This is a genomic window from Petrocella atlantisensis (assembly GCF_900538275.1).
Classification (GTDB): domain Bacteria; phylum Bacillota; class Clostridia; order Lachnospirales; family Vallitaleaceae; genus Petrocella; species Petrocella atlantisensis.
This window is the reverse complement of the sequence record NZ_LR130778.1, coordinates 1,828,230-1,848,752: the sequence shown is the minus strand read 5'-3', so window position 1 is coordinate 1,848,752 and position 20,523 is coordinate 1,828,230. Positions and strand designations below refer to the sequence as shown.

The 20,523-nt window shown below is 36.8% G+C and carries 14 protein-coding genes, 5 tRNA genes, 2 pseudogenes and 1 riboswitch; of the genes and pseudogenes, 17 read left to right on the top strand and 4 right to left on the bottom strand.

The window, feature by feature from the left end; genetic code table 11:
- Positions 1–231: 231 nt before the first annotated feature.
- The 5 genes from PATL70BA_RS08630 (at position 232) to PATL70BA_RS08610 (ending at position 904) form a co-directional block, all read left to right on the top strand.
- Positions 232–304, top strand: a tRNA-Thr gene (locus PATL70BA_RS08630).
- 22 nt (positions 305–326) lie between these two features.
- A tRNA-Tyr gene (locus PATL70BA_RS08625) sits at positions 327–407 on the top strand.
- Between the two features lie 91 nt (positions 408–498).
- Positions 499–572: transfer RNA gene (locus PATL70BA_RS08620), tRNA-Met, on the top strand.
- Positions 573–598: 26 nt separating this feature from the next.
- A tRNA-Phe gene (locus PATL70BA_RS08615) sits at positions 599–671 on the top strand.
- Between the two features lie 160 nt (positions 672–831).
- Positions 832–904 (top strand) — tRNA-Lys (locus PATL70BA_RS08610).
- Positions 905–1,021: 117 nt separating this feature from the next.
- Here the strand turns inward: PATL70BA_RS08610 and PATL70BA_RS08605 are convergent.
- On the bottom strand, positions 1,022–2,341 hold the full coding sequence (locus PATL70BA_RS08605) for a methyl-accepting chemotaxis protein (RefSeq protein ID WP_125136990.1): 1,320 nt from the start codon (positions 2,339–2,341) through the stop codon (positions 1,022–1,024).
- A gap of 226 nt (positions 2,342–2,567) precedes the next feature.
- On the opposite strand from PATL70BA_RS08605, the gene PATL70BA_RS08600 reads away from it, so the two are divergent.
- Both PATL70BA_RS08600 and PATL70BA_RS08595 read left to right on the top strand, forming a co-directional pair.
- The gene (locus PATL70BA_RS08600) at positions 2,568–3,014 is read left to right on the top strand and encodes a hypothetical protein (protein WP_125136989.1); all 447 of its coding nucleotides are present in this window, start codon (positions 2,568–2,570) and stop codon (positions 3,012–3,014) included.
- 31 nt (positions 3,015–3,045) lie between these two features.
- Complete coding sequence (locus PATL70BA_RS08595; RefSeq protein ID WP_125136988.1) at positions 3,046–3,708, top strand: NUDIX hydrolase; 663 nt, start codon at positions 3,046–3,048, stop codon at positions 3,706–3,708.
- Between the two features lie 532 nt (positions 3,709–4,240).
- Here PATL70BA_RS08595 and PATL70BA_RS08590 read toward each other — a convergent pair.
- Positions 4,241–5,533 (bottom strand): O-acetylhomoserine aminocarboxypropyltransferase/cysteine synthase family protein, encoded by a 1,293-nt coding sequence (locus tag PATL70BA_RS08590; RefSeq protein ID WP_334295032.1) that lies wholly within the window; start codon positions 5,531–5,533, stop codon positions 4,241–4,243.
- Positions 5,534–5,644: 111 nt separating this feature from the next.
- Positions 5,645–5,745, bottom strand: a riboswitch (SAM riboswitch).
- 745 nt (positions 5,746–6,490) lie between these two features.
- On the opposite strand from PATL70BA_RS08590, the pseudogene PATL70BA_RS08585 reads away from it, so the two are divergent.
- The 4 genes and pseudogenes from PATL70BA_RS08585 to tmk all read left to right on the top strand — a co-directional run.
- Positions 6,491–6,832, top strand: a pseudogene (locus PATL70BA_RS08585) (P-II family nitrogen regulator); the annotation flags it as partial.
- 117 nt (positions 6,833–6,949) lie between these two features.
- Positions 6,950–8,167 (top strand): annotated as a pseudogene (locus tag PATL70BA_RS08580) (ammonium transporter); the annotation flags it as partial.
- Positions 8,168–8,384: 217 nt separating this feature from the next.
- The gene (locus tag PATL70BA_RS08575; RefSeq protein WP_125136985.1) at positions 8,385–9,785 is read left to right on the top strand and encodes an aminotransferase class I/II-fold pyridoxal phosphate-dependent enzyme; all 1,401 of its coding nucleotides are present in this window, start codon (positions 8,385–8,387) and stop codon (positions 9,783–9,785) included.
- A 21-nt stretch (positions 9,786–9,806) separates the two neighbouring features.
- Complete coding sequence (tmk, locus tag PATL70BA_RS08570; protein WP_172596178.1) at positions 9,807–10,430, top strand: dTMP kinase; 624 nt, start codon at positions 9,807–9,809, stop codon at positions 10,428–10,430.
- An 8-nt stretch (positions 10,431–10,438) separates the two neighbouring features.
- Here the strand turns inward: tmk and PATL70BA_RS08565 are convergent, their stop codons facing one another.
- Positions 10,439–11,650 carry a helix-turn-helix domain-containing protein gene (locus PATL70BA_RS08565; RefSeq protein WP_125136983.1) on the bottom strand — a complete coding sequence of 404 codons (1,212 nt, stop codon included), beginning with the start codon at positions 11,648–11,650 and terminating at the stop codon, positions 10,439–10,441.
- A gap of 179 nt (positions 11,651–11,829) precedes the next feature.
- Here PATL70BA_RS08565 and PATL70BA_RS08560 point away from each other — a divergent pair, with 179 nt between their 5' ends.
- The 6 genes from PATL70BA_RS08560 to PATL70BA_RS08535 all read left to right on the top strand — a co-directional run bounded on the left by PATL70BA_RS08560 (position 11,830) and on the right by PATL70BA_RS08535 (position 19,638).
- A complete protein-coding gene (locus PATL70BA_RS08560; protein WP_125136982.1) occupies positions 11,830–13,281 on the top strand; it encodes a tagaturonate reductase in 1,452 nt (483 codons plus the stop codon).
- 15 nt (positions 13,282–13,296) lie between these two features.
- The gene (locus tag PATL70BA_RS08555) at positions 13,297–14,784 is read left to right on the top strand and encodes a UxaA family hydrolase (protein ID WP_125136981.1); all 1,488 of its coding nucleotides are present in this window, start codon (positions 13,297–13,299) and stop codon (positions 14,782–14,784) included.
- The gene (uxaC, locus tag PATL70BA_RS08550) at positions 14,781–16,190 is read left to right on the top strand and encodes a glucuronate isomerase (RefSeq protein WP_125136980.1); all 1,410 of its coding nucleotides are present in this window, start codon (positions 14,781–14,783) and stop codon (positions 16,188–16,190) included. Before PATL70BA_RS08555 ends, uxaC begins: the two co-directional genes overlap by 4 nt.
- A gap of 194 nt (positions 16,191–16,384) precedes the next feature.
- On the top strand, positions 16,385–16,714 hold the full coding sequence (locus tag PATL70BA_RS08545; protein ID WP_125136979.1) for a cyclic-di-AMP receptor: 330 nt from the start codon (positions 16,385–16,387) through the stop codon (positions 16,712–16,714).
- Between the two features lie 186 nt (positions 16,715–16,900).
- Positions 16,901–17,344, top strand: coding sequence for a YaaR family protein (locus PATL70BA_RS08540; RefSeq protein ID WP_125136978.1), 444 nt, complete (start codon positions 16,901–16,903; stop codon positions 17,342–17,344).
- A gap of 341 nt (positions 17,345–17,685) precedes the next feature.
- Positions 17,686–19,638, top strand: coding sequence for a BMP family ABC transporter substrate-binding protein (locus PATL70BA_RS08535; protein WP_125136977.1), 1,953 nt, complete (start codon positions 17,686–17,688; stop codon positions 19,636–19,638).
- 40 nt (positions 19,639–19,678) lie between these two features.
- On the opposite strand, the gene PATL70BA_RS08530 is transcribed toward PATL70BA_RS08535, so the two are convergent.
- The gene (locus tag PATL70BA_RS08530; RefSeq protein ID WP_125136976.1) at positions 19,679–20,365 is read right to left on the bottom strand and encodes a metallophosphoesterase family protein; all 687 of its coding nucleotides are present in this window, start codon (positions 20,363–20,365) and stop codon (positions 19,679–19,681) included.
- Positions 20,366–20,523 lie beyond the last annotated feature (158 nt).

Genomic DNA, 20,523 nt, shown 5'->3' with positions numbered 1-20,523 from the left:
CGATGTGTATTTTTTGAGTTTAGAAATAGGTTTTAATCGTGTTGCAAATGCACATTGGATTAGTAGATTAAAGTTAATATGAACAACAGAACAGAAATGACCTATATGCCGACGTGGCTCAATTCTAGTGGAATGCTTAGCATGAAACGGGCAATGAAATGAGCAAAGCGAATGCACATTGAATCAACAACAGTGAATAAATTAAGATATCAGAACAGAAATGACCTATATGCCGACGTGGCTCAATTGGCAGAGCAGCTGACTTGTAATCAGCAGGTTACCGGTTCGAGTCCGGTCGTCGGCTTTCATCAATTTTATAAGTTTTAGGAGGGGTTCCCGAGTGGCCAAAGGGGGCAGACTGTAAATCTGTTGCGATAGCTTCGAAGGTTCGAATCCTTCTCCCTCCATTCAAACAATAATGACAGTCCTCTTTATAAAAAGTTATAGGTCTGATTGGTTTGTTTGTTTTATATAGTTGGTTCCTTGAATCAACAACAACGCGGAGTGGAGCAGTCTGGAAGCTCGTCGGGCTCATAACCCGAAGGTCAGAGGTTCAAATCCTCTCTCCGCAATTGGTAACATTGTATCAAATGCATCAGCCCAGATAGCTCAGTCGGTAGAGCAGAGGACTGAAAATCCTCGTGTCGCTGGTTCGATTCCGGCTCTGGGCACTAACCAAAGTCAACAATGAAATGTCAACACAGGCAGAACCATCCACCTGGTTCGATTCCGGCTCTGGGCACTCAACATAAATATATATTATTGTGACCAAAGGCAGAACCATCCACCGAGTTCGATTCCGGCTCTGGGCATTCAACTTCATACTTATAAGGGTCACTAGCTCAGCTGGTAGAGCACTGGACTTTTAATCCAGTTGTCTCGGGTTCGAACCCCGGGTGACTCACTCTAGATTATCTATTATATAGGTAATTTTTTTTATTTAATAGGAACCTAAAACATTTAAAATAAAAACCTGAGATATGATTAAGATCTCAGGTTTTTACAGTTTCTAAGGATTATATTATGATTTAAATATGTTGATAGAGGCTTGCGTTTTTTCTGCTAATGTGGATAACTCTAGACTTGCTTTTTCAATCTCATCTATTGAGTGATTCTGTTGCTCTAAGATTGCTGAAACTTCTTGTGTACTGGCAGCAGTTTCCTCGGATACAGTTGCTAAGTTGGTGATGCGTTGTATGATGGTATCTTTTTGCACGAGCATTTGCTCACTTTGTTCTTTAAGTACAATAAAAGCACTTTGCATTTCTTCTATGGTGGAAGCAATACCTTCAAATTTTTCGTTGGTTAAATCCACGCTTTCGGCTTGTGAATCCACAATCTCACCAACTTCTGACATTTTATCCACAGCTAAAACAGACTTTTTCATAAGCTCCTCTATGATATTGGAAATCTTCTGGGTAAAGTCATTGGATTGTTCTGCTAGTTTCCTAATCTCATCTGCAACTACGGCAAACCCTTTTCCATGTTCTCCAGCTCGAGCAGCTTCTATTGCCGCATTTAGAGCCAATAGATTGGTTTGATTAGATATTTGTTGAATCATAGCACTGGCAGATTGTATGCTTTCTGCACTGGTATTGGTATTAAGAACGATGTCATTGACGATACCAGCTACAGCCTTTGTTTCTTGAGTTTTATGTACCAAATTTTTTAAAATAGTTAGACCATCATCTTTCATATCTTTGATAAGTAAGGTCATATCATGTATTTCAGTTATTTTTTGTTGTTCTTCATTAATTTGATTACCAAAAGCCAATGTTGCTTGAACAGCATTTTCATTATCAGCAGCTTGACTAGACATACCATTTGCAATTTCTTCCATATTTCTACCTATATCTGTTGCAGTCTTTGAAACACTTCCATTAAGTTTAACCACGCTTTTTGAATGGTTACTGACTCGTTCAGTAGATGCTTTTACATCTTTAACCGTGGTTTGGACTGAATCCAAGAAGCCATTCAAAAAAAATGCTAAATCTCCGATTTCATGTTTGAAATTACCATTAATTCTAGTTTCAAGATCAAGATCCTGAGTGATAGTTCTAATTTTTTCTGTGATTGCTTTTAATGGTTTTAGAATAATAAGATGTAACTGAAGCATGATGATAGCAGAAACCACAAATAAATTGATAACGGTTGAGATGTAGACAGATATATCACCTGTAAATAATTCAAGACGGTTTACAAGTTGGTTTAAGAACAGTGATATAGTTGGGCTAATAAGAAGTGCAACAATAATACTCATTAAAATTTTAGAACGTACACCAAGGGTTAAGCGGTTAATATTTTTCTGCCGATAATTTCCAATTTCTGTAATATTCTCCATAATGAGATCTCCTTTTCTTGTATCCTTTTTAGAATCTTTTGGATGTCTTCTGGGCTTTTACAAGTTGTGATATCTGCTGATAAAAATGTTTATAAAGATTATAACAATTTATACAATAGAATTCAACGAAAGACAATAAAAAGCATTCAGCACAAATTTAATACTGACGTGATTTGATATCTATTATATAATGTTACTATTGAAGAATAAGACTTGGGAGGGTAAGATGAAAAATTTGTATGGTACAATAAGTATGGTTCTAGTGATGTTAGCTTTGGTAATAGGTATATTTGCCATGATAACGTATTCGATAACTTATGGGGGATTATATATTGTAATTATTTTATTAAGTGGCTATGTGGTTCTTATGCGCTATTGCAGAAAATGTCCGCACAGTATGAATGGTTCTTGTCATCATAAGCTACCGGGTCAATTGGCAAAAAAATTGCCTTATAAAAAAACAGGAAAATACACGCTTTACGAATACACCTCTACAATTGGTTCGTTGTTGATGGTCTTTATATTGCCTCTTACCAGTATGAATGGAAAATATTATTTGCTTGTACCCTACTTAATTATATGGGCCACAGTGATTCTAATGATCAAAACAAAAGTCTGTAAGCTCTGTTATAAACGGTGGTGTCTATCCTGTCCCAATAAGGTCAAAATGTAGTCTATTATATCAAAAGTCGTGAGGTGGAACTATGTTGGATCCAATACTTAAAAAGCTAAAAAAAAGTCTAAAGCATACGGATATCCTAATTGGTAAAGAAGATAAATACTTAAATGCTGCAGTCTTAATACCTTTAATAGAGCTGAAGAATGAAATTCATATCTTGTATCAGGTAAGAAGTGAGCATATTCGACAAGGTGGTGAGATTGGATTTCCGGGCGGCGGTAAGGAGGAAATTGATGAAGGCGATTATGAAAGAACAGCAGTAAGAGAAACCTCAGAGGAACTTGGAATTGACGAGGATAAGATTGAGGTCATTGGCCATCTAGGCACTTTGGTTGCACACTCAGATGTGACCATAGATGTATTTGTAGGTGTTTTAAAAATTCATGATTTAAAAGACCTAAATCTTAATGAGGAGGTCGCTTCAGTATTTACTGTTCCACTTGAAATCCTATTGAATATGAAAACAGAGATTCATCTTGTTGATATGGAAGTTAAACCTTCTTTTATTGTTGAAGAGGGAGATGAAGTGATAGCCCTTACCTCAAAATCACTAGGATTGCCGGATAAATATGACAGACCTTGGGTTAAGCAGAAACGTAAGATATATTTTTATCGATATGATCACCATATCATATGGGGTATGACCGGAGAAATTACAAAAGCTTTTTTAGACTTATTTAATGACTAAGTTGAAATCTAATCAAAAATGAATGTTCATATTAATAATTATGGTTATAGGGTCAAAACTAAGGATCACTAAGTTCACATACATTGTATGCGAAAGTTCTACTATATAGTTTTGACACCTTAACCAATGGTCAAGTAAAAAAGATTGCCGGGAGGCAATCTTTTTTACTCTTTAGGAAAGACAATGCAATGTTAATGCGTTGAAGCCTCGCATTAACGATCAAGGAAATCTTTCCTGCCGGAACAATTTGCTTTGCAAAGCGAGGCGTAGCCTCTTTGTTCTTCTCTAGGAAAGTCTAGGCAATGTTAATGCGTTGAAGCGTCGCATTAACGATCAAGGAAATCTTCCCTGCCGGAACAATTTGCTTTGCAAAGCGAGGCGTAGCCTCTTTGTTCTTCTCTAGGAAAGTCTAGGCAATGTTAATGCGTTGAAGCGTCGCATTAACGATCAAGGAAGTCTTTCCTGCCGGAACAATTTGCTTTGCAAACCGAGGCGTAGCCTCATTGTTCTGGGTCTATATAAGTTTTAAATATTATACTGTAGCCTTAAATGCTTGATCCAGATCATAGATCAAGTCATCCACATCTTCGATACCAATAGAAAGCCTTATGGTGTCTTTTGTAATACCGGCTGCAATCTGATCTTCATCGCTTAATTGTTGATGGGTTGTTGTGCTTGGATGAATCACCAAAGACTTGGCATCAGCGACGTTGGCCAAATGTGAAAACAATTCAAGAGCATTGATAAATTTTTCTGCTGCAACTTCATCGCCTTTAATGCCAAAAGTGAAAATACTTCCGGATCCTTTTGGTAAATATTTTTGAGCAAGTTCATGATAAGGGTCATCTTTTAATGAAGGATAGTGTACCCAGTTTACAAGCTCATGGTTATTTAAATATTCTGCAATTTTCTTAGCATTAGATACATGACGTTCTACTCTTAGGGAAAGTGTTTCTAGTCCTTGTAAGAATAGAAATGAGTTAAAAGGACTAATTGCAGCACCGGTATCTCGTAATAAAGTTACCCTAGCTTTGATGATGTAGGCAAGGTTTCCAAGGGCTTCAGAATAGACAATACCGTGGTAGCTTGGATCAGGTTCAGTAAAACTTTTAAACCGTCCGCTAGCGGCCCAATCAAAATTACCGGAATCTACAATGACACCGCCAATAGAAGTACCGTGTCCCCCAATGAACTTAGTAGCTGAATGTACAACAATATCAGCACCAAATTCTATAGGTCTGTTTAGATAAGGTGTTGCAAAAGTATTGTCAACAATAAGTGGCAAACCGTTTTCATGAGCGAGATTCGCTACAGCTTCTATATCTATAATATTGGTCAAAGGATTACCAATGGTTTCAATATAAATGGCTTTTGTTTTTTCATTGATTTTCTCAGCAAAATTTTCGATACGATCAGGATTAACCAAATGCGTTGTAATACCAAATTTCGGTAATGTATTTTTTAACAGGTTATGTGTACCGCCATATAGAGAATTGGCTGCTACGATTTCATCACCAACAGAAGCGATGTTTTGAATGGCGTAGGTGATAGCTGCAGATCCGGAAGCAACGGCTAGTGCCGCCACACCACCCTCAAGGGCAGCGATGCGCTTCTCAAAAACATCGGTTGTTGGATTCATAATACGTGTATAAATATTACCGGGTTCACTTAAGTTAAAAAGATTTTTGCCATGTTCAAAATCTCTAAAGCTATAAGCACTTGTCTGATAGATTGGTACGGCTCTTGAACCGGTTGCAGGATCAGGTTCCTGACCGGCATGTAATTGTAAAGTATCAAATCCATAAGTATGTTTGCTATTGCTCATCATATCACTCCTTTGTTGATGGGTTAAATAGTTGCGTATTAGACGATCATAGAATTAGGTATAAAAAAAACTATTCCAGTTAAGAAATAGAAACGTATCATTCCAGAATGCGTCTTATTTCTCAGCTTATGCTGTAGGACTTAGCACCATACATTGATCTGCTGGTTGCCGGGTTTCACAGGGCCTATTCCCTCCACCGCTCTTAATAAGATGTTATAAAATTATATGATTGGTTAAAGAGTCAAAACTAAATTTATCTAACGTACCTAGAGCGTATGTAATGTTTAACCATATAGTTTGATACTTTAACCAGTGATAAATAATATCAATCAGCTAATTTTTCTAATCATAGCATGGGAGGAAACAGGTGTCAATACAACACATAGAAAACCAGGAATAGTCATAACAAAAAGAAATATATAAAATATTTATTAAACATTATAAACACTAGTATTAGTACGGCAATAAAGAATCACCATATTTTAATGCTATGATTTATGTTGTGTACCTAATTGCAATATGCATTCAATATAGTGGATATTTCTAATAAATACAAGAATATATGCAAGTTCATTGCCAGTAAAAATCATTTATTTGAAAAAAGTATTGACATATGGTTCTAAGCATACTATAATAGGTCCATATTCATTAATTGGCGTTGCGACGGTGCATATCAATTAATTAAGTGAACAAAGTGGTTCACATACTTCGAAAAGAAGTATGTGGACCTTTTTTATTTTTCCAGGAAATTTCTATTACAGCTATTAGCCTGGAGGATAGCTTCTTAGTTTTAATTAAAATTCTAGGATTTAAAATATGATGGCCATCATTTTTTTTATAACACTTATGCAAGCCAAAAAGTTCTTCATAATGTGATAGAACAAGAACGTATCTAATCGATGTATAAAATCAAATATTATTACTAATTAAGTTTTTAAGAGGAGGATTACTATGGACAAGATTACAAAAATCGATATTATTACACGACCAAGTAAGATTGAAGCTTTAAAAGCAGCTTTGAATGAAATCGGAATTACAGGCATGACATTTTCCCATGTACTGGGATGCGGTCTACAAAAAGGTAAAACAGAGTACTATAGAGGTACAGAATATGAGATTGACTTATTACCTAAATCAAGAATTGAAATCGTGGTATGTGAAGTACCTGTAGAAAAAGTCGTAGAAGTGGCTAAAGAAGTGCTTAGAACCGGTGAAATTGGTGACGGAAAAATATTTATCTATCCGGTAGAAAACGTGATCAAAGTAAGGACAGGCGAAGAAGGCGTTAAAGCACTATAGATCATTCATAAGGGTAGGACTTAGCAAGATCATGTAACTAAACGGGATTGGGATTGCATTCAAGAATAGATAAAAAGGGAATGCAACATAAAAGATAATATTGAAGGAGTGACGATAATGGAAGAAATGAAATTAGTTCTAGACACGATATGGGTATTAATTGCAGCAGCATTGGTATTTTTTATGCAAGCAGGATTTGCTATGGTTGAAACAGGTTTCACCAGATCCAAAAATGCAGGTAACATCATTATGAAGAATCTTATGGACTTTTGTGTAGGTTCTGTTATGTTTTGGTTAGTCGGTTATAGTATTATGTATGGCGTTGATAATTTTGGATTATTTGGTTGGTCAGGTTTTGTGTTTTATGATGACTATACATCCTTAATTTTTCAAACGGTCTTTTGTGCAACAGCAGCAACCATTGTATCAGGTGCTATGGCTGAGCGTACGAAATTTGTTTCCTATTTGGTATATAGTTTCTTTATTTCAGTTCTCATATATCCGGTATCAGGACACTGGATCTGGGGTGGCGGTTGGTTATCCACATTATCAATCGGTGGTGCAGAAGGATTTATTGACTTTGCAGGATCAACAGCAGTACATTCCGTCGGTGGTTGGACAGCACTTGTTGGTGCGGCAATACTAGGCCCCAGAATTGGTAAATATACAAAGTCAGGTAAATCTAATGCGATGCCCGGCCATTCATTAACACTTGGTGCACTTGGTGTGTTTATACTATGGTTTGGTTGGTTCGGATTTAATCCTGGTTCACAATTAGCAGCTTCTTCTGCTGAAGACGCAATTGCTATTGGACAAATTTTTGTTACAACAAACTTAGCAGCAGCAGCTGCGGCTATCGTAGCGATGTTTGTAACCTGGGTTCGTTACAAAAAGCCAGATGTATCTATGTCACTTAACGGCGCATTAGCAGGACTTGTAGCTATCACAGCCGGTTGTGCAGCAGTATCTCCTATGGGTGCATTCTTCATCGGTATTATAGCTGGTGTTGTTATCGTATTTGCCATAGAGTTCATAGATAAAGTACTCAAAGTTGACGATCCGGTAGGTGCTGTTAGTGTTCACGGTATTACAGGTGCACTTGGTACATTGTTAGTAGGTGTATTTGCAACTGATGGTGGTTTGCTATATGGTGGAGGCTTTGGTCAATTAGCAATTCAAGCAGTTGGTGTAGTTGCAGTTGCAGCTTGGGTATTTCCAATGGCTTTCATAGTTTTTAAGACAGTTGACAAGCTTATTGGTCTAAGAGTTAGTGCAATTGAAGAGCAAAACGGACTTGATATTGAAGAACATGGTATTGAAAGTTATGCAGACTTTGAAATCAAAGGTGTTACACTTCATCATGGCGCATAAAGAAATGCATGAATTATTATAGGTATGAGCTGCAATAGCAGATTATATAGTATTATTCCTCATCCTAAAAATCTTTAAGCAAAAAACTATGTCATTTGACATAGTTTTTTGTTGTCTTGTATTTTATAGAAAAATTCCGTACAATAGATATAGTCAGAACGAATGAAAAGAGGGTATATCAATGAATAAAAATCTCTATAGTCATCTGAAAAAATATCATCACAAGGTATATCCGATGCATATGCCAGGACATAAAGGTGGACGTTATCGATTTATTGAGGATGCCTATACCATAGATGTTACAGAGGTACCGGGAACAGATCATCTTTATCAAGCCAGTGGCATACTAAAAGAAAGCATGGATCATATCGCAAAAATGTATGGGACTAAGAAAAGTATTTTCTTAGTGAATGGCAGCACCATGGGTATTATAAGTGTTATTGGAGGTATCCATGAAGCAGAAGATACAGTTTTGGTTGCTAGGAATTGTCATCAGTCCGTGTATCATGGCATCACATTATTTAAGTTAAAGCCATTATATATTTATCCGGAAGTTACGCAGTTTGGCTTAGTTGGCGGCATTGATCCAAGAAAAGTGGAAGAGGCTTTAATTGCTAATCCTAAGATACTGTCTTTTATAATGACCAGTCCTACATATGAGGGTTTTATATCGGACGTTGAAACCATAGCAAAAATATGTCATCGCTATAATGTTATGTTGATTGTAGATGAAGCTCATGGCGCTCATCTCCCCTTTTCAAAAAGCTTACCGGATTCAGCCGTCAATTTGGGTGCTGATATAGTTATACATAGCATGCATAAAACCTTGCCTACGTTCACTCAATCAGCCCTTCTGCATCTAAATCTGGAAAAAGAGACAGAAAGAAAAGTACTAAAAATGTTACAGATGCTGCAGACCAGTAGTCCTTCTTATGTCATGATGGCCCAGATGGACATGTGTATTCGGCAGTTGATGCATCAGGAAAAACTGTGGACAAGTCACTCGAAAAATCTAGAAAAAGTGAATAACAGTCTCATTAAAATGAAAAGCATTCGAAGTTTAAGTCAATATAGAAATATTGGGGAAGGTATTGTTGCAAAAGACCCCTATAAACATGTTCTACTTTTTGAAAAATCGAATATTACCGGTCATGATTTTAATCAAATACTAAGAAAGGATTATAATATACAATTAGAACTTTCTTCTAAGATTCATGCACTGGGATTTTTTAGTATAGCAGATCGTAAAAGTGATTTAATTTCCTATGCAAGAGCAATAAAGGCCATTGATAAAAAGCTTAAGCCATTAATAAAGCCATTAAAAGTAGCGCATTGTTTTGACAAGAATGAAAAGGTACTGGAACCTTATGAGGCTTTCTCCCAAAAAAGTGAGAGAATACCTATAAGTCAGGGATTAGATAGAATTGCAGCAGGCATGATTACACCTTATCCACCGGGTATTCCTATGGTGGTACCGGGAGAAAAAATTACGAAAGGTTTGATACAACAGATTCATAAATGGGAAGAAGAAGGCTTGGAAATTCTGGGTTATGAAGAGAATAAAGTGGATGTTATCCTATAAAATCGAATGAAAGAGGTCATTATGAAAGGTATATTTATAACAATAGAAGGTGGAGACGGTTCCGGAAAATCAACTCAGATTGACTTGCTCATGTCATATTTTGATGAGCATGGTTTTAAAGTTTTATTGACAAGAGAGCCGGGTGGAACACCGATTAGTGAAAAAATCAGAGCGGTGATTTTAGATAGTAATAACATGGAAATGGACAATATGACAGAGGTATTGTTATATGCAGCTGCAAGAGCACAACATGTAGCTGAGTTCATCAAGCCGAGTATTGAACAAGGTAAGGTGGTTATTTGTGATCGTTTTGTGGATTCCTCTGTCGTCTATCAAGGCTATGCTAGGGGTGTTGGTATAGATGCCGTTGAAAATATTAACAGTTATGCGACTCTTGGCTTAATACCGGATTTGACCATATTATTGGATTTACCACCGGACCTTGGACTATTTAGGAAAAAAAATCAACAAGCTTTAGATCGACTAGAACTTGAAAGCGATGCTTTTCATTTAAAGGTTAATGAAGGCTATCGGCTTTTGGCAAAACGCCATCAAAATAGAATCTTGACGGTAGATGCAACAAAGTCTATAGAGGACATCCATCAAATTATATTAGAGGCTATAAAAGCATTATTACCAAAATAAGTCAATAATCATGAACGGTCAATGACAGGATGATAGTTTCTATATTCTGTTGGTGTCATACCTTCACTGGATCTAAAAACTCGAATAAACTGAGTGGCTGTAGGATAGCCGATATTTGTACCGATGGTTAGAAGATCATGGGTGGTGGCCGTTAGGAGTTGCTTGGCGATACTGAGGCGATAGTTGGTCAAATAGGCTTTGAAATTTATGCCAACTTCGTTTTTGAATAGTCTAGACAGATAAGCAGTAGAAATATTTAAAGAATCTGCAATATAATTTAAGCTAATGGCCTGCATATACTCCAAGTGGATGATATGTAAGGCCTTTTTAATATGCAAAGAATAAGGCGTATCCATATCTACTTGCGAAATATTCTGTAATATTTCCAAGTAATAAGCATGTACATCATGTAAGTCGTTAAAAAGGTGTTCGAACATGATAATTCCTTCATTGAGCTGTTTGATTTCTTCTTGATAGGTAAGCATTTGGTTAAACAGATGTCGAATGGTTAAAGCATAAATTTCTTTATATAAATAAATGGTTTTAGAATTATTTGTGGCATTGGAAATAAGGGACCATTTGATCGTATCAATGAGCTTGTATATATTTAGCCAATCACGATGCTGTAGTAAAGTTTCAAAGTTTTGAATATAACTGTATTCAATTAAGGAGTAATCCTCCTGGATGGAAAAGTCATCAAAAAACACACAATGACCTTGTCCAATAATTAAAGTATATTCTTGGAGCTTTCTAGACTTTTTATAGGAACTACCGATACTAAAAAAGTTATTAACAAAACTACCAAAACAACCAATAATAGATGCACCATAGGTTGTTGTCAATGCTTTATGCAGTTCATCAAAGCAAGTCTGTAGCTGTTGTTTTATACTTTGATGAGGAAGAGTATTTGATATAGAAAGAATCAAGGTACGGTTAAAAGGTTGAAGGTTTAAGAGGCATACGGGTTTAATATCCATATAGGTAAAGGCATCAAGAAGATGTTGATGGAAAGTATTTTTCCATGCTGTAAGGGAATGCTCCGGCATACCCCCTATTAACCGTGTTATGCCGTTTGTCAGCGTTAATTGCAAGACAATATAAGTACCGGACTCATGGAGACCAATCTGAGACAGTTGTGTCTCATTTTTTAAATTCTCCGGTAAGATTTCACTTAGAAGATTAATAATATATTGTTGGCGTTGTTGCTCAAATGCATTCATAGTTGCCCTCTTTTCATAGACTAATGTCAAAAAATGCACAGTTTGTCAAAAGCTACTTATTGAATAGTCGTGTATTTGGTTATACTATAGTTATATCAGAAGTAATATATTAAGACAAGTGTAAAGAATGGTAAGAATAACCGGTCAACGATGAATGTCAAAAAATGTGAGGTAGAAGGATGAATGTAGCAGAATGGAAAAAAGCACCAGATCACCCAGTCAAGGTGATACAATTTGGAGAAGGTAATTTTCTAAGAGGTTTTGTGGATTGGATGATTCATAAAATGAATGAGCAGAATTTATTCAATGGTAGTGTAGCGGTTGTCCAACCTTTAGCAAAAGGTTTGCTACCTATACTAGAGTCGCAGAATTATACATACACCCACTATTTGAAAGGTATTAAGAATCAGGAGCCGGTCATAGAGTATTATAAAAATACAGCATTATCCGTTGGAATTAATCCTTATGAGGATTTTGAGAGCTACCTTTCTCTAGCGCACATAGAAACAGCCTCAATCATTGTCTCAAATACGACGGAAGCGGGCATCGTATTTGATTCAAAAGACCAATTGGATATGGAAGCTTCGGTAACATATCCGGGAAAATTAACAAGACTGATGTATGAAAGATATGAAGCTTTTAAGGGAGACCCTGATAAAGGCTATATCGTGTTGCCTTGTGAGCTCATAGACAACAATGCAGACCGACTAAAAGAAGCGGTAATGGCCTATATAGATCTATGGAACCTTGGTGAGACTTTTAAGACCTGGGTTGAAAAATCCAATCAGTTCTGTAATACACTTGTCGATCGGATTGTTCCTGGTTATCCCAAAGAAAATATAAAGACAATATGGGAAGAATTGGGTTACGAAGATCAGTTGGTGGTGGAAAGTGAACAGTTTAATCTTTGGGTTATTCAAGGCAATGATAAAGTTCAGCAGGCTTTTCCGGCAGACGAAGCAGGTTGCCAAGTGCTTTTTGTAGATGATGTCACACCCTATAAGGTGAGAAAAGTACGTATTCTAAACGGTGCCCATACCACCCTAGTACCGGTTGCTTATTTATATGGTATCGAAACGGTTCTTGAGTCCGTAGAAGATCCACAGATCAATCAATTTCTTATGAAGGCAATATTTGATGAAATCATTCCGACACTTACTTTGTCAAAAGAAGCGCTAGAAATTTACGCAGCTGAAGTCATCTTGCGTTTCAAAAACCCTTTTGTTAAGCATTATCTTATGAGTATCTCATTAAACAGTATGTCGAAATATCAGACACGTGTTCTGCCTTCACTTCTTGCTTATTTTGATCAAAATAGTAAGTTACCTAAGCGATTGGTTGCGGCGTTGGCTTCTTATATGGTTTTTTATCGAGGTGAATATGCCGGTAAGAAGATCGCCATAGTCGACAATGAGGATATTCTAAAGCTTTATAAAGATGCTTGGAAGCAGTATGATGGTAGTAAGACAAGCCTTGTAGATGTAGTAGAAGCCGTACTTGGATATGAACCTAATTGGAAAGGTAACCTGAATCACATACCCGGACTAAGAGATCAAGTGGTCAATTATGTTTCAATCATACTGGATGAAGGTATGGAAAATCTAATCCATGCCGTTGAAGATGAAGATTGATTAGGAGGAGGTCCAATGAACAAACATTATGTTATTCACAACCGAGACAATGTATATATCAATCTTGAAGAAGATGACAGCAAGAACCTAATAAGAGGTCATAAATATGCTTTAAAAGACATAAAAAAAGATGAAGCCATTATTAAGTATGGTATGCCTATTGGCATAGCCACTTGTGACATCTTAAAAGGTGAGCATATACACACCCATAACCTTAAGACTTCTTTAGGTGACATATTGTCCTACAACTATCAACCTGAAAAAAATAATGATGTAACGTTAGAAGCTTCAGTATCAAAAATAGAGCGTAAAACAGTCAAAGTCTATGAAAGAATGGGCCAAGAAGTTGGTATTAGAAATGAGCTGTGGATCATACCAACAGTGGGTTGTGTCAATGGTGTATCCAACCGTATTATTGATGTTTTTAAAAGCCGCTGTATGGAAGAAGGCATTGACCTGAATCGTTTGGATAATTTTGACGGTATATATGCCTATACCCACAACTATGGTTGTTCTCAAATGGGCGATGATCATATCAATACCCGAAAAACATTACAAAATATAACAAAACATCCCAATGCCGGTGGTGTTCTCGTGATTGGACTGGGCTGCGAAAATAATCAGATCAAAGATTTTGAAGAATCTTTAGGTACCTATGACAAATCGCGTGTTCGTTTTTTGATTTCTCAGGAAGTGGAAGATGAAATCGAGGCAGGATATGAGATGGTAAGAGCCCTCTTTGATGAAATGCTAAAAGACCAGCGTGTTGAAAAACCGCTGTCATCTATTCGTGTCGGTTTAGAGTGTGGTGGTTCAGACGGACTTAGTGGTATAACAGCCAATCCATTGATTGGTAGATTTTCAGATTACTTAGTTGAGCAAGGTGGGACAACTGTGCTTACAGAAGTACCTGAAATGTTCGGTGCTGAGACCATTCTCATGAACCGATGTGTCAATAGAGAAGTTTTTGATAAGATGGTGGAGATGGTCAATGATTTCAAAAACTATTATAAAAAGCATAATCAAGTGATCTATGATAACCCTTCACCGGGTAATAAAAGTGGTGGTATATCTTCTCTAGAAGATAAGTCACTTGGGTGTACCACGAAGGCAGGGGACAGCTTAGTCATGGATGTTCTAAAACATACAGAGCGGCTGAAAACACCCGGATTGAACTTAATTAGTGCCCCAGGCAATGATGCGGTAGCAACCACCACTCTAGGTATGTGTGGGTGTCATATGGTACTTTTTTCAACAGGCAGAGGCACACCTTTTGGCGGTTTTGTACCAACGGTAAAAATCTCGACCAACACACCCTTGTTTGAGAAAAAGCCCAACTGGATTGATTTTAATGCCGGACAGTTGGTAGATGGATTAAGTATGGATGCAATATTAGAACAATTTACCGAGAAGATCATTGCCACCATTAATGGTGCTAAAACACGACAGGAACTGAATAATTACCGAGAAATCGCAATTTTTAAAACGGGGGTAACATTATGAAAAAGTTTATGGACGAGAATTTTCTATTAACCAATGAGACGGCAATTCGCCTTTACCATGATTATGCAAAAGACATGCCGATTTTTGACTACCACTGCCACTTATCTGCTCAGGAAATCGCTGAAAACAAATCCTATAAAAATATGACTGAAATTTGGCTAGGTGGTGACCACTATAAGTGGCGTGTTATGCGCAGCAACGGTGTATTAGAAGCATCTATAACTGGGAATGCGCCGGATGCCAGTAAATTTATGGCTTTTGCCGAAGCCTTGCCTTATGCTATAGGGAACCCCATGTATCACTGGGCCCATCTTGAACTAAAACGTTATTTTGACATAGAAGAGCAATTAGATATGACCACAGCAGAAAATATATGGGATGTGTGTAATGAACGTTTAAAAACAGATGCTTTTACATCAAAGGCACTTATAACAAGGTCCAATGTGGATGTGATCTGTACAACAGATGATCCAATAGATACATTAGAATATCACAAGATTATTAAGGAAGATGATACCTTTAAGACCAAAGTACTACCTACTTTTAGACCGGATAAAGGTATCCATATTCATTTAGAAACATTTCTACCTTGGTTAAAGCAACTTGAATCTTCAGTAGGCTATGGTATAACATCTTTAGCCTTATTGTTTAAAGCGTTAGAAGAACGGGTAGTCTACTTTCATAATCAAGGCTGCAGGCTTTCTGATCACGCCCTTGATGAAGTTCACTATGAGGCCTTAAAAAATGTAACTCTAGAAGAAGGGGAGACTATTTTTAAAAAGACGCTTCGAGGTAGTGCATTAACCCACGATGAAGTGGTCAAATATAAAAGTCTGGTCATGAATCAGTTAGGCAAGTTTTATGCAAAAAAAGGTTGGACGATGCAATTGCATATTGGTGCACTACGTAATAACAATACGAGAATGCATGAGGAAGTCGGTCCGGATACAGGTTTTGATTCTATTAATGATACAGTATTTGCCAGAGCATTATCGGACCTCCTTAATGACCTAGATACAACAGATGAGTTACCAAAAACCATTATTTATGTCTTAAATCCAAGAGATAATTATGTGATTGGAACCATGATTGGTAATTTTCAAGGTGGCGGGATAGCCGGTAAGATTCAGTTTGGTTCCGGTTGGTGGTTCTGTGATCAGAAAGACGGTATGATCGATCAGATGAAGACACTGGCTCAACTGGGGCTCATCAGTCGTTTTGTTGGTATGTTGACAGATTCAAGAAGTTTTCTGTCTTATGTGCGGCATGAATATTTTAGACGTATATTATGCAATCTCTTTGGAGAATGGGTTGAAAACGGAGAATATCCTAACAATCCTGAGTTTTTAGGGCGTATGATTCAAGATATTTGTTACAACAATGCTAAGGCCTATTTTGGTATATAGTTAAATCAAACATTTACACATTAGAAAAAGTAGTAACCATGGATGAAAATCTAAGGTTACTACTTTTTGGTCTACTTGAACTGCATACTCGGCAGATAAGTTGCAAGTTGCACTACTTGTTATAATTTTTCAAGGTGTTATAATATAGTTAAGTAAGTAATTTAATTATGCCGATAAAGGATAGAGGTGATCTTATGAAATTGATCATAGCAGTGATTCATGATGAAGATGCTCATAAGTTGGTGGATGCATTGACATCACAAGGATACATGGCAACTAAGTTAGCATCAACAGGTGGATTTCTAAAGACAGGTAACACGACCTTGTTTGTTGGTGTTAAGGAGCAGGAAGTGGACAAAGTACTTGGTATTATAGAAGAGAAATGCCAGACCAAAAAAGAACTATCTCTAATGAACCCGCCTATACCTAGTGCAATTGAAGGATGTATGCCTTATCCGGTTGAAATAACCGTTGGAGGCGCTACCATATTTGTTATCGATATTGAGAAATATTTAAAGATTTAGGTATGGTTAAGGTGTCAAAACTATATAGTTGAAATTTCGCATACAATATATAGTTATGAATGCATCAACGTAATCTATATATTGTTGTGAATTAGTGAAACTTAGTTTTTACAGCTTAACAAGGTAGGTTTAAAGAAGTATAGGTTGTTGCTTTAAACATATACAGTTTTAAGGAGTTGTGTTTCTATGGACATGAAAATTAACCCATTGACAATGACAAATGTATCCGATGTGACTTCAAACAAAGAGGTTGTGTCCAAAGATGACTTTAAATTCACGTTGCTGAGTAAGATTGAAGAAAGTGAATTACAAAGCAAATTGGATGGGATGATTAAGGATATTACAGCCCAAGGGGATCGTTTGTCCAAGCATATGGATATAAAAGATATGAAAAAGTATCGAGAGATGGTCAAGGACTTTATGAATGAAATCGTAACCCATTCACATAAGTTTTCAAGAGAGAATTTTCTTGATAAACGAGGGCGGCATAGAGTCTATGGTATTGTCAAATTGGTAGATAAGAACCTTGATGAATTGGCTCAGGAACTCCTTAAAGAAGAGAAAAATCATCTGAATATATTGGGTAGAATTGATGACATAAAAGGACTACTTCTTGATATGATGATATAGTACCATAATCCATACATGCGACAATAATCAAGGACCTGTCTAATGTGACAGGTTCTTTTATCTCTAAGAAAAAATATGTCATGTTAATGCGTTGAAGCGTCGCATTAACGATCAGGGAAGTCTTTCCTGCCGGAACAATATCTCTTCGAGATAACGAGGCATAGCCTCTTTGTTCTTCTCTAGGAAAGACAATGCTATGTTAATGCGTTGAAGCATCGCATTAACTATCAAGGAAGTTTCCTTTCGAACCGTTCAGAAATATGAGCAGAGCTCATAACGAAGCAAAGCTTCTTTTCTTGTGGTATATAGATGACAGATATGAATAGGAAGGGTTGAAACAAATGGAGCTTGGAAGGTCGAATTACGAAAAAGCCAGGAAACTAGGTATAAAAACGGTAAACCATTATAAGTCTAACGGTTGGAATGCCCATGTCCCATCTCTTGATGCAATTCTGTCACGCGAGTCTATTGTATCAGAGGTCAACTTAGGACTCACAGAGATTCCTATTAAAAAAATAAAAGGAACAAGAACAAATGCAAGGAGAAGTGCGTTCGCTCCAGATTTTATGCCTATTTTAGGACCTTCAACAGAATTTGCGGCAAAGTGGGTTTATTTATACGAAGCTCATATTGAAGAGGGTATAAGAGAGCCTATTAAAGTTTATGAATATTTAAACTGGTATTATGTCGAAGAGGGGAACAAGAGGGTCAGTGTACTTAGTTACAGTGAGGCGGTTTTAATATCTGCTTATGTAACCCGATTGATTCCAAGATATGATAAAGAAGATAAGACCATCGTCATCTATTATGAGTTTTTGGATTTTTACAAGAGTCATCAGATTAATTATTTATGGTTCACTGAAGTGGGTAGCTTTGTAAAAATGCATAAAATCATAGAAAAATACGGTTGGCATCAAGAAGATAAAAAAGGCGATTTAAGATCCATTTATTATCAGTTCAAAACACTATATAAAAAACTAGGTGGCGATCAAATTCCCATTACCACAGGTGATGCTTTTTTACAGTACCTAGATGTCTACCCATATAGGGAAGGCATAACAGAAGTTTTAGAAGAAAATCTTAAGAGTCTGTGGGCAGAACTTGAGATCATTGGTAGTTCAAATAAATACGAATTAGAGTTAACGCCAACAGAACTAGAAAAGAAACCCTTATTTTTTGGCTTAACCAACTTACCTTTTGCTATGAAAGAAGCCAAAATTGCTTTCTTACATGCAAAATCCAAGGATACTTCAGCCTGGACCTACGGCCATGAAATAGGTCGTCAACACCTGGAAAATGTGATGGGCGATAGTGTTACAACCATCTGTATCAACAATGTACCGGAGGATGAACGGGCTTATGATGATCTGAAAAAAGCAGCAGAAGAAGACTATGATATTATATTTGCCACATCGCCGGCTTTTATACACGAGACATTAAAGGCATCTTTAGCTTATGAGCATATAAGATTTCTTAATTGCTCTGAAAGCTTGTCTTTTAGACATTTTCGAACCTATTTTGGCCGAATTTTCGAACCTAATTTTCTAGTTGGTATGATAGCAGGGGCTATGAGCAAAACCAATCAACTGGGATATGTTGTCACGTATCCGATTCCGGAGGTCATCAGTAGTATTAACGCCTATGCACTTGGTGCAAGATTTCTAAACCCTTTTGCAGAAGTTTTTGTCAAATGGGTGGATGCCACAACTGTGGGTTGTGAAGATGAATGCTACAAAATAGACCAACAACTTATGGATATGGGTGTCGACATCATATGTCATCAAGAGTCTACAGACCTAAAGACAAGTTTGAAGCATTCAGGTATTTACTTTGCAGATGAGCTACGTAATGGTCAAAAGCCTATTTGCCTTGCAAGTCCTCATTGGCATTGGGGTGTCTTTTATGAAAAGATTGTAAGAAATATTATGAGCGGTAACTATAACAAAATCAGTGGATTACTCGGGAACAATGAACGTGCCATTAGTTACTGGTGGGGAATGGATGCCGGTGTTGTTGATATCATGTATTCTGAATCCAAGTTACCGGAGCCGTTAATAAACAGTGTAACATTTATGAAAAAAATGATTGTTGATGGTGTGCATCACCCCTTCACTGGTCCTATATACAATCAGAAAAAAGAGTTAGTGGTAGAAGCAGGTACCCATATCAGTAACGAAGCCATCCTTGATATGGATTGGTTTGTCTATGGTGTTAATGGCAGTATTCCAAGTATCAACGCAAGGGAACAAAACCATAAACTCCTAGAGCTCTATAGTGTGAAAAAAAAGTATTAAGATCATGATAATCCTAATAAAAAAACAATGAGTAAGACACTCATTGTTTTTTTGGAGACAAGAATTTCTTGAGCCATAAGCCAGAATCAAAATCCGAGTTTGGGGTATTTTTCTTATCATAGGAAAAGCCGTTTGATTCAAAATCAAAAATATAATAATCATAGCCATTAATAATGGTTGTATCCTTGTAATGACGTATTCTTTTTGCGTTTAAATTATAATTAAGGTGTTGGTGCCCATGGAGAAAATATGAAGGTTTATAGATATCCATAAGCTGATTGAAGACCATAAATCCTTGATGACATAAATCATCCCCATCACCGAGGCCTTTAGCGGGAGCGTGTGTCAGAAGAATATCAAAGCCTTTATGCTTATCAATTTTACGTCTAAGTTTGCGAACACGTTTGACCATTTCTGCTTCAGAATATTGCATCGGCCCTTTTTTGTATCGCATGGATCCGCCTAGCCCAAGTATACGTATCCCATCAATAACAACCAAATCATCTTCGATATTTATGCACCCCATAGGTGGCGTATCCAGGTAACTATGGTCATGATTACCATGAACGTAGTAAAGTGGCTTTCGCATAACAGTATTGATAAACTCCATATAGCTGGCCTTTAGATCGCCGGCAGAAAGGATGATATCAATGTTCTCAAAACGCTTTGGGTCAAAAAAATCCCATATGTACCTAGATTCTTGATCGGCTACAAGTAATATTTTCATAGGGTCTACCTTCCTATTATCATTAATATTGCATAAAACCATTATAGCAGAGGCGGCATGGCTTAACAACGTGTTGTAGAATATAGACTTAGCCAGAAAAAGAATGGTTATAAACTATGTACATTTGCTTTAAAAAAGGTTGCAATAGTGATATGATA